The organism is Natrinema soli (assembly GCF_028618695.1).
Genome location: NZ_JAQIVI010000224.1, coordinates 403 through 2,082, shown reverse-complemented (window position 1 = coordinate 2,082; position 1,680 = coordinate 403). Strand labels below are relative to the sequence as shown.

Annotated in this window: 2 protein-coding genes; one reads left to right on the top strand and one right to left on the bottom strand. The window is 61.6% G+C overall.

Going from position 1 to position 1,680, the window contains the following annotated elements; all coding sequences use genetic code 11:
* A partial coding sequence (locus PGX04_RS14740) for a glutamine synthetase family protein (protein ID WP_273739202.1) occupies nt 1-858 on the bottom strand: 858 nt, incomplete at its 3' end.
* A 126-nt stretch (nt 859-984) separates the two neighbouring features.
* Between PGX04_RS14740 and lrp the strand changes: the two genes are divergently transcribed.
* Complete coding sequence (gene lrp, locus PGX04_RS14735) at nt 985-1,449, top strand: HTH-type transcriptional regulator Lrp (RefSeq protein ID WP_273739201.1); 465 nt, start codon at nt 985-987, stop codon at nt 1,447-1,449.
* The last annotated feature ends 231 nt before the right edge of the window (nt 1,450-1,680 follow it).

The window sequence follows — 1,680 nt, the reverse complement described above, 5'->3', positions numbered from 1 at the left end:
CTCGAGGATGCCGGCGGTAAACGCGTGGGCCTCGTCGCTCAGGTTGAACTCGTCGTCGTCGTCGTGGAACGCGTTCTCGCCGTCCTCGGTGAACAGGGAGAGGTGCGTGTGCATGCCCGAGCCGTTGATTCGCGGAATCGGCTTGGGCATGAACGTCGCGTGGAGGTCGTGCTGTGCGGCGATCGCACGGACGACGGTGCGGAAGGTGCCGACGTTGTCCGCCGTCGTCAGGGCGTCGTCGTAGGTGAAGTTGATCTCGTGTTGGCCCTCGGCGACCTCGTGGTGGCTCGCCTCGACCTCGAAGCCCATGCTCTCGAGGCCGTAGATGATGTCGCGGCGAACGTCGCTCGCGAGGTCTTTCGGCGCGAGGTCGAAGTAGCCGCCGGCGTCGTTGGTCTCGGTGGTCGCACGGCCCTCCTCGTCCTCCTGGAAGAGGAAGAACTCGGGTTCGGGCGCGGCGTTGACCGTATAGCCCATCTCGTCGGCGCGGTCGAGCGCGTTCTTGAGGACGCGGCGCGGGTCGCCCTCGAAGGGCTCGCCCGTGGAGGTGTCGTAGACGTCGCAGATCATTCGGGCGGCGGCGCTCTCCTCTTTCTGGCGCCACGGGAGAACCGCGAACGTGTCGGGATCGGGCTTGAGCCGCATGTCCGACTCCTGAATGCGAACGAAGCCTTCGATGGACGAACCGTCGAAGTAGATTCCTTCGGCGAACGCCTTCTCGGCCTGTCGGGCCGGCACAGAGACGTTCTTGACAGTTCCCAGAATGTCGGTAAACTGCAGTCGGAGGAAGTCAACGTCTTGCTCCTCGATCTCGTCCAGCACCGCCTGTTCGGCGTCAGTGAGGTTTCCGCTTGTCATTGTTCTCGTGGTCGTATCCTCGGAACCCGCTTATTAAAACACTGCTGTTCCAAGCAAATCTTCGCTCTCCCTGGTCAAACTGTATATTCGTAAAGTTCTAAAGGGCTCACTGAGTGGGTAGATGTGATGACGTACGAAAATCTCGACGCAAAACTAGTGAATTCACTCCTCGGCGACGGCCGAGCGAGCCTGCGAAGCCTCGCCGAAGAACTCGACGTCTCGGTGACGACCGTCTCGAATCACCTTTCCACGCTGGAGGACGAGGGCGTCATCCGGGGCTACACCCCCCGCGTCGATTACGGCGCGGCCGGGTTCGACGTGACCGCCGTCATCCAGTTGCAGGTCGAGGGGAACGCGCTGCCCGACGTCACGGAAACGCTACGCGACCACCGCCAGATGACCAGCGTCTACGAGGTCACCGGCGACTACGACGTGATCGCCATCGGCAAGTTCGAAGACACCGACGGCATGAACGACCAGATCAAACAGCTGCTGACCGACCCCGACATCAAGGCCTCGAACACCAGCGTCGTCCTCAACGCCGTGAGCGAGAACGAACAGTTCGATCTCGAGGTCGACGAGAACGAGTAATCTGACGGTCTTTTTCGAGTGAAGGCGTCGTCGAATAGCGGTGGCATCACACTAACCCACCGCGAGCGAACCCGAAGGGTGAGCGAGCGGGCCGACGACTGATGTGAAGACCCGCGCAGCGGGTCGGAACGGAAGGAGGAGTGCTTTTATACTAAATTTTGCCGAGGGCGCGGCGAAGCCGCGCCCGCAGAGCAAAATTTAGTCTCACATCATGCCGCCCATGCCACCGCC